Source organism: Actinomycetota bacterium (assembly GCA_036280995.1).
In the GTDB taxonomy this organism is placed as follows: domain Bacteria; phylum Actinomycetota; class CALGFH01; order CALGFH01; family CALGFH01; genus CALGFH01.
On the sequence record DASUPQ010000712.1, the window covers coordinates 1 to 7,698 of the forward strand.

Below are 7,698 nucleotides of genomic sequence, written 5' to 3' on the forward strand. Positions count from 1 at the left end.
CCGCGCCTCCTCCTCGGCGAAGTGGCACGCGACCCGTTGCCCCGGCGCCTTCTCCACCAGTGGTGGCTCGGTGGTCGCGCAGATCTCCTCGGCCTTCCAGCACCGGGTCCGGAACCGGCAGCCCGAGGGCGGGTTGGCGGGGCTGGGCACGTCGCCCTGCAGCACGATGTGGTCACGCCGGCCCTTCAGCCGCGGATCCGGCACCGGGACGGCGGAGAGCAGGGCCTGGGTGTAGGGGTGGGCGGGCCGCTCGTACAGCTCCTGCTGGTCGCCCTCCTCGACGATCTTGCCCAGGTACATGACGGCTACCCGGTCCGAGATGTGGCGGACCACCGACAGGTCGTGGGCGATGAACAGATACGCCAGCCCGAAGTCGCGCTGGAGCTGCTCCAGCAGGTTGACCACCTGGGCCTGGACCGACACGTCCAGGGCCGACACCGGCTCGTCGCAGACGATGAGCTCCGGCCGCAGGGCCAGGGCGCGGGCGATGCCGATGCGCTGGCGCTGGCCGCCGGAGAACTGGTGGGGGTAGCGGTTGAGGTGGTCGGGGTCGAGGCCGACCACTTCCAGCAGTTCCTGGACGGCGGCCCGGCGCTCGCCCTTGGGGGCGGCGTCGGGGTGGATGTCGAACGGCTCGCCGACGATGTCGCCGACGGTCATGCGGGGGTTCAGCGACGCGTACGGGTCCTGGAGCACGATCTGGATGTCGCGGCGCAGCCGCCGCAGGCGCCGCGGCGACATGGCGAAGATGTCCTCGCCTTTGTAGCGGGCCTGGCCGGCGGTGGCCTTCTCCAGGCGCAGCAGCAGCTTGGCCACGGTCGACTTGCCGCAGCCGGACTCCCCGACCAGCCCCAGGGTCTCGCCGCGGCGCAGGGTGAAGCTGACCCCGTCGACCGCCTGCACCGACCCGACCTTGCGCTGGAACACGATCCCGGTGGTGATCGGGAAGTGCTTGACCAGGTTGTCGACCTCCAGCAGCGGCGGCTCAGCGGCCATCGAGCACCTCCTGGTAGAAGTGGCAGGCGCTGCGCCGCCGGCCCTCGACCTCGTACAGCGGCGGCTCCTCGGCGGTGCAGACCTCCTGCCGGTAGCGGCAGCGCGGGTGGAACGGGCAGCCGCTGGGGATGCGCAGCAGGTTCGGCGGCGCCCCACCGATCGGGGTGAGGTCCTGGCCCTTCTGGTTGACCCGGGGGATGGAGCCCATCAGCCCCTCGGTGTAGGGGTGGGCGGGGCGGGCGTAGAGGTCGCCGATCGGGCCGGTCTCGACGATCTTGCCGGCGTACATGACGGCAACCCGGTCGGCGACGTCGGCGACCACCCCCAGGTCGTGGGTGATGAGGATGAGGCCCATGCCGGTCTCGGCCTGGAGGTCGGCCAGCAGCTCCATGATCTGGGCCTGGACGGTGACGTCGAGGGCGGTGGTCGGCTCGTCGGCGATCAGCACGTCCGGGTCGAGGGCCAGGGCCATGGCGATCATCACCCGCAGGCGCATGCCGCCCGAGAACTGGTGGGGGTAGTCGCCGACCCGGTCGGCGGCCGACGGGATCCGCACCCGGTCCAGCAGCTCGACCGCCCGGCGCCGGGCCTCGGCCCTGGAGGCGCCGCGGTGGACCCGGTACATCTCGCCGATCTGGAAGCCGACCGAGAACACCGGGTTGAGGGCGGTCAGGGCGTCCTGGAAGACCATGGCCAGCCGCTCGCCGCGGACCCGGCGCCGGTCCTCCTCGCTCAGCCTGAGCAGGTCGTCGCCGTGGAAGCGGACCGCGCCGCCGGTGATGAACCCGGGCGGGCTGTCGATGATCCCCATGATCGCCTGGGCGCTGACGCTCTTGCCCGACCCCGACTCGCCCAGGATGGCCAGGGTCTCGCCCTGGTCGAGGTGGAAGCTGATGCCGTTGACGGCCTTGACCACCCCGTGGCGGGTGCGGAACTCGACCGCCAGGTCCTCCACCTCCAGCAGGTGGTCGCCGCCGCCGAAGTCCGGCCGGTAGGTGACGTCGTCGGTCTGGGTCATTGGCCTCACCGCAGCTTGGGGTCGAGAGCGTCGCGCAGGGCGTCGCCGAGCAGGATGAAGCTGAATACCGTGGCGCTGAGGAACAGCCCGGGGAACAGCAGCAGGTGGGGGGCGTTCAGCACCCGGGTCTGGGCGACCGAGATCATCAGGCCCCAGGAGATGGCCGGCAGCTCCAGGCCGACCCCGACGAACGACAGGGTCGCCTCGGCGGCGATCATGATGCCGATGAAGATGGTGGCGTACACGATCACCGGGGCGATGGCGTTGGGCAGGATGTGGCGGCGCAGCACCCGCGGCCCGCTCGCCCCCAGGGCCCTGGCCGCCTGCACGTAGTCGCTCTCCTTGGCCGACAGCACCGAGGAGCGCATCAGTCGCAGCATGGTCGGCCAGCCGACCACCAGCAGCACCAGGGTCACCTGGAGCAGGCCGCGGGTGCCGATGACGCTGAGGATGACGATCGCGGCCAGGATGTAGGGCAGGCCGAACCAGATGTCGGTGACCCGGGCGATCACGGTGTCGAGCGCCCCGCCGTAGTAGCCGGCGATCGACCCCAGCACCACGGCGACGGCGACGGCGCCGAGGGTGACCAGCAGCCCGACGGTGATCGAGACCCGGGCGCCATACACCACCAGGGCGTAGTAGTCGCAGCCCTGGAGGTCGAAGCCGAACCAATGCTCGGCGCTAGGCCGCTCCAGCGACCGCGACAGGTCACAGTTGCGCGGGTCGGCGCCGGTGAACAGCTGGGGGGCGACGGCCATGGCCCCGAAGAGCAGGATCAGCGCCGAGGCGACCAGGAACAGCGGGTTGCGGCGCAGCTCCCGCCAGGCGTCGGCCCAGAGGCTGGCCTGGCGGCCGGAGGGCTCGGCCTCGCCGCGTTCGGTCTCGGCCGCGGCGACGTCGGTGTCAGTCATAGCGGATCCTCGGGTCGAGGACGGCATATAGCACGTCCACCAGCAGGTTGGCGAGGATGAAGACCAGCACTAGGGCGGTCACGATGCCGACGACCACGGTGCTCTCCTGCTGCTGGATGGACAGGAAGACCTGCTGGCCGACGCCGGGGATGTTGAAGATGCCCTCGGTGACGATGGCCCCGCCCATGAGGGCCCCCAGGTCGACACCGAGGAAGGTGACCACCGGGATGAGGGAGTTGCGCAGCGCGTGGCGGCCGACCACCCGGGAGCGGGGCATCCCCTTGGCGGTGGCCGTGCGGACGTAGTCGGCCCGGAGGTTCTCGACCAGGCTGGTCCGGGTCAGCCGGGCCACGTAGGCCAGCGACAGCGCGCCCAGCACCATGCCGGGCAGCAGGTAGCTGGTCCAGCCCTGGTAGAGCCCGGCGATGGGGAGCCAGCCGAGCTTGACCCCGAACAGGATCTGGGCGGTGAAGCCGAGCACGAACACCGGGATGGAGACCACGGCCACGGTGGTGACCAGCACCAGGTTGTCGACGAAGGACCCGCGCCGCAGCCCGGCCAGCACCCCCGCCAGTAGACCCAGCACCAGCTCGAAGGCGAACGCGAATAGGGTCAGCCGGACGGTCACCGGGAACCGCTCGGCCATGATGTCGGTGACCTCGCGGCCGCGGAAGTCGCTGCCGAAGTCGCCCTGGACCAGGCCGCCCATGTACTTGCCGTACTGGACGAGCAGCGGGTCGTCGAGGTTGTAGCGGTCCCGCAGCTCCTGGTAGGTGGACTCGGCGAGGGGCCGCTCGCCGGCCAGGGCGCGGATCGGGTCGCCGGGGATGGCGAACACCAGGGCGAAGATGATGAAGGTGGTCCCGACGAACACCGGGATGATCTGCAGGGTCCGGCGGATGAGGTAGCGGCCCATCGATGCTGCTCCTGGGATTGGTGCCTGGGGCGGCAGGTCACGGGGAAGCGGCTGCCGCCCCAGGCGGTTGGGTGGGCGTGGCGGCGGGGGGCCCGACCACGCCCACCCGCGCCGATCAGGTCGCGGTCACGGTCACGTCCGCGGTCCGGATGCGTTCGAAGGCGTCGATGACCACGTTCTGCACGTTCTGGCTGTGGGCGCCCTGGACCTGCTCGAACCACATGGGGATGTTGGGCATGTCCTGGAGGATCTGGTCCTCGGCCTGCTGGTAGAAGGCGATGCCCTCCTCGACCCCGCCGGCCGCGTTGCCCTGCTCGATCAGCTGGTCGACCCGGTCGTTGGCGTAGCCGAAGTTGTTGGAGGACCCGTCGGTCGAGTAGATCGGCTGGAGGTAGTTCTGCGGGCTCGGGTAGTCCATCACCCAGCCGAGCCGGAACGGGCCGGTGACGTCCTCGTCGTCCAGCTTCTCGAGGTACTGGGCGAACTGCAGGCTCTGGAACTTGATGTCGGAGATGCCGAGGTTCTGGCGCAGCTGGTTGGAGACCGCGTTCATCCACTGGTCGTGGCCGGCGCCGCTGTTGAACCACAGCGTCAGCGGGCCCTCCCAGCCGCCGGCCTGGGCCAGCAGCTCCTTGGCCCGCTGCGGGTTGTGCGTGCAGGCCTCGCCGCAGGGGTTCTCGCGGGCCCCGCGGACCACCGGGGAGACCACCGAGTCGGCCGGGGTGTAGGCGCCGTTGAAGATGGCGTCGATGATCGCCTGGCGGTCGATGGCCATCGAGAACGCCTTGCGCAGGTTCGGGTCCTGGAAGCGCTCGTCGTACAGCGGGAAGCCGATGTAGGTGAAGGCCGAGCTGTCGCGCTCGATGAAGCGGTCGCCGAAGGCCTGGCGGGCGTCGGTCAGCCGCTCGGGCGGCAGGTTGTCCATGATGTCGAGGTTGCCGGCCAGCAGGTCGTTGTAGGCGGTGTTGATGTTGGAGTAGATGCGGAACTCGATGGCGTCGGCCTTGGCCCGGTCGCCGACGTAGTTCTCGTAGCGCTTGACGTTGACCGAGCGGTCGTGCTGCCAGGTGCCGTCCATCATGAAGGGGCCGTTGCCGATCGGGGCCTCCTCGAAGGCCTCGGGGTCCTCGGCGTAGGCCTTGGGCAGGGGGTAGAAGGCGGTGTAGCCAAGGGTCAGGGGGAACTGGCTGAAGGGGCCGTTGAGGGTGACCTCGAAGGTGGTGTCGTCGATCACCTTGAGGCCGCTCATCGCCTTGGCCTTGGGCCGCTCGCCCTTGTCGGCCTGGAGGTCCTGGTAGCCCTGGATGTTCTGGAAGAAGTAGGCGTTGCCGTAGGCGTTGGGGCCGTAGGCGCCGGCGTTCCAGGCGTCCACGTACGACTGGGCGGTCACGGGCTCGCCGTTGTGGAAGGTCCAGCCGCTCTTGAGCTTGATGGTCCAGACCGTCTGGTCGTCGGAGGTGATCGACTCGCCCATCGCCCCCTCGAAGGTCTGGGCGGCGGTCTCCGGGTCGTACTCGACCAGCGGGGTGAACAGGGCGTTGAGGACCTCGGCGCCGCAGGTCTCGTTGGTGTTCTGGGGGACCAGGTGCTCGGGCTCGCAGATGTAGACCGAGAAGCGGCCGCCCTCGGCGCCGGCGTCGGCGCCGGTCTCGCCGTCGCCGGACCCGCAGGCGGCCGCCAATAGGCTCAGGACCGCCAGCAGGGCGGCCAGCCGTGCTCGTCGAAGCTTCCTCACGCATCCCACCTCCATCACGGGATTCCTGGAGGGATTCCTGACGAGAGGAGTAGCCGGGGCCGGGCGGGGGCAGCGACGTCGTAAGCGGACGGTCTCCGAACCGACACGGGATCGCCACGGGACGGCGTCCGCCCCCGGGTTGGCCTATCGTTGCCGGGGTAACGGGTACGGCGAGGAGCGCCCGCACCGCCCGACGGAGGCCAGCATGAGGACGCGGGTCCTGCTGATCGAGGACGACGAGCGCATCCGCACCGCCATGCGGATGGCCCTGGAGCACGAGGGCCACAAGGTCGAGGAGGCCGCCAGCGGCGAGGAGGGCGTGCGCGTCTTCGCCGACCAGCCGGTCGACGTGGTCCTGATCGACCTGATGCTGCCCGGCATCGACGGTTTCGAGGTCTGCCGGTCGCTGCGCCGCACCAGCGACGTGCCGATCATCATGGTGACCGCGCGGGCCGACAGCCACGACGTGGTCGCCGGCCTGGAGGCGGGCGCCGACGACTACCTCACCAAGCCGTTCGTGCCCAAGGAGCTGTCGGCCCGCATCCGTGCCCTCATGCGCCGGGTCCGCAGCGAGCCGGCGACGCCGCCGCGGCTCGCCTTCGGCCAGATCGAGGTGCGGCCCGACGAGGGGGTCACCCGCCGGGCCGGCGAGGAGGTCCACCTGACCAGGACCGAGTTCGAGCTGCTGTGCGAGCTGGCCGCCAACCCGAATAAGGTGCTGCGCCGCGAGGAGCTGCTGGAGCGGGTCTGGGGCTACGACTATTTCGGCGACGGGCGGCTGGTCGACGTGCATGTCCGGCGGCTGCGGACCAAGATCGAGGACGACCCGGCCGAGCCCCGCCACATCGTCACGGTCCGCGGGATGGGGTACAAGCTGGTGCCATGACCAGGGCCGAGCCCGCCGCCGGGCGCAAGGGTGCCGGCCCGCGGCTCGGCCTGCGGACCCGGGTGACGGCGGCGTTCGCGCTCGGCGCCCTCGGCCTGGCACTGCTGCTGTCCCTGCTCACCTACACCCTGAGCAGCACCTACCTGATCCGCCAGCGAGAGGCCTCCGCCCTGCGGCAGGCGTTCGTCAACGCCCGCTTCCTCCAATCCGGGCTTCGGGCCGCCGACCCCGACGTGCCCGCGCTGCTCGACGACCTGGAGACGCCGGCCACCTCCGAGTCGCTGCTGGAGCGCGGCGGCGAGCGGTTCGCCAGCAACCCGGTGGAGGTCGGCCCCAACGACCTCCCGGAGGCGCTGCGCGGGCGGGTCGGGGCCGGGACGGCGGCCCGCCAGCGCTTCCGGCTGGGCGGGAGCCCGCGCTTGGCCGTCGGCGTGCCCCTGCCGGCCGTCGGGGCCACCTACTACGAGGTCTTCTCCCTGGCCGAGCTGGACCGCACCCTGCGCGTGCTCACCGGGTCCCTGGCCGCCGGGACGGTGGTGACCGTCCTGCTCGGCGTCGCCCTCGGCCGCTGGGTCAGCGGCCAGGCCCTGCGGCCCCTGGCCGACGCCGGCCGGGCCGCCCGTTCGATCAGCCACGGCCGCCTCGACACCCGCCTCGAGCCCAACCCGGACCCGGACCTGCGCGTGCTCTCGGTCGCCTTCAACGACATGGTGGACGCGCTGGAGCAGCGAATCGAGCGCGACGCCCACTTCGCCTCCGACGTCAGCCACGAGCTGCGGTCCCCCCTCACCACCCTCACCACCGCGGTCGAGCTGCTCCACGCCCGCCGGGCCGAGCTGCCCGCCTCGGCCGCCGAGAGCGTCGACCTGCTCCGGGTCGAGGTCGAACGGTTCCAGCGGATGGTCCTGGACCTGCTGGAGATCTCCCGCATGGACGCCGGCGTGGCCGAGCTGGCCCTCGAGGAGGTCCAGCCGGAGGAGCTGGTGCGCCAGGCGGTGCGGGCAGCCCGGCCCGCCGGGGCCGCCACCGCGGACGGCCCCCCACCGGAGGTGGCCGTCGGCGATCAGGTCGCCGGCCTGGTCGTCCAGGCCGACAAGCGGCGCCTGGTCCGGGTGGTGGCCAACCTGGTCGACAACGCCGAGCGCCACGGCGGCGGCCTGGCCGGGGTGGGGCTGGAGCGGGTCGGCGACCATGTCCGGATCCTGGTCGACGACGCCGGCCCCGGCATCCCCGAGG

7 protein-coding genes are annotated in these 7,698 nt (G+C 71.3%); 2 read left to right on the top strand and 5 right to left on the bottom strand.

Features of this window, described 5'->3' with window-relative positions; translation table 11 throughout:
- From VF468_23985 to VF468_24005, 5 genes are all read right to left on the bottom strand, one after another.
- Nucleotides 1-996: dipeptide ABC transporter ATP-binding protein (locus tag VF468_23985; GenBank protein ID HEX5881347.1), on the bottom strand; the 996-nt coding region annotated here is incomplete at its 3' end.
- Nucleotides 986-2,014: an ABC transporter ATP-binding protein gene (locus tag VF468_23990; protein HEX5881348.1), complete on the bottom strand. Its 1,029-nt coding sequence runs from the start codon at nt 2,012-2,014 to the stop codon at nt 986-988. The genes VF468_23985 and VF468_23990, both read right to left, overlap by 11 nt.
- A gap of 5 nt (nt 2,015-2,019) precedes the next feature.
- Complete coding sequence (locus VF468_23995) at nt 2,020-2,925, bottom strand: ABC transporter permease (GenBank protein HEX5881349.1); 906 nt, start codon at nt 2,923-2,925, stop codon at nt 2,020-2,022.
- Complete coding sequence (locus VF468_24000) at nt 2,918-3,841, bottom strand: ABC transporter permease (GenBank protein ID HEX5881350.1); 924 nt, start codon at nt 3,839-3,841, stop codon at nt 2,918-2,920. Before VF468_24000 ends, VF468_23995 begins: the two co-directional genes overlap by 8 nt.
- A gap of 115 nt (nt 3,842-3,956) precedes the next feature.
- Nucleotides 3,957-5,576 (bottom strand): ABC transporter substrate-binding protein, encoded by a 1,620-nt coding sequence (locus VF468_24005; protein ID HEX5881351.1) that lies wholly within the window; start codon nt 5,574-5,576, stop codon nt 3,957-3,959.
- A 205-nt stretch (nt 5,577-5,781) separates the two neighbouring features.
- On the opposite strand from VF468_24005, the gene VF468_24010 reads away from it, so the two are divergent.
- Nucleotides 5,782-6,462, top strand: a complete 681-nt coding sequence (locus VF468_24010) for a response regulator transcription factor (protein HEX5881352.1) — start codon at nt 5,782-5,784, stop codon at nt 6,460-6,462.
- A partial coding sequence (locus VF468_24015; GenBank protein HEX5881353.1) for a histidine kinase dimerization/phospho-acceptor domain-containing protein occupies nt 6,459-7,698 on the top strand: 1,240 nt, incomplete at its 3' end. The genes VF468_24010 and VF468_24015, both read left to right, overlap by 4 nt.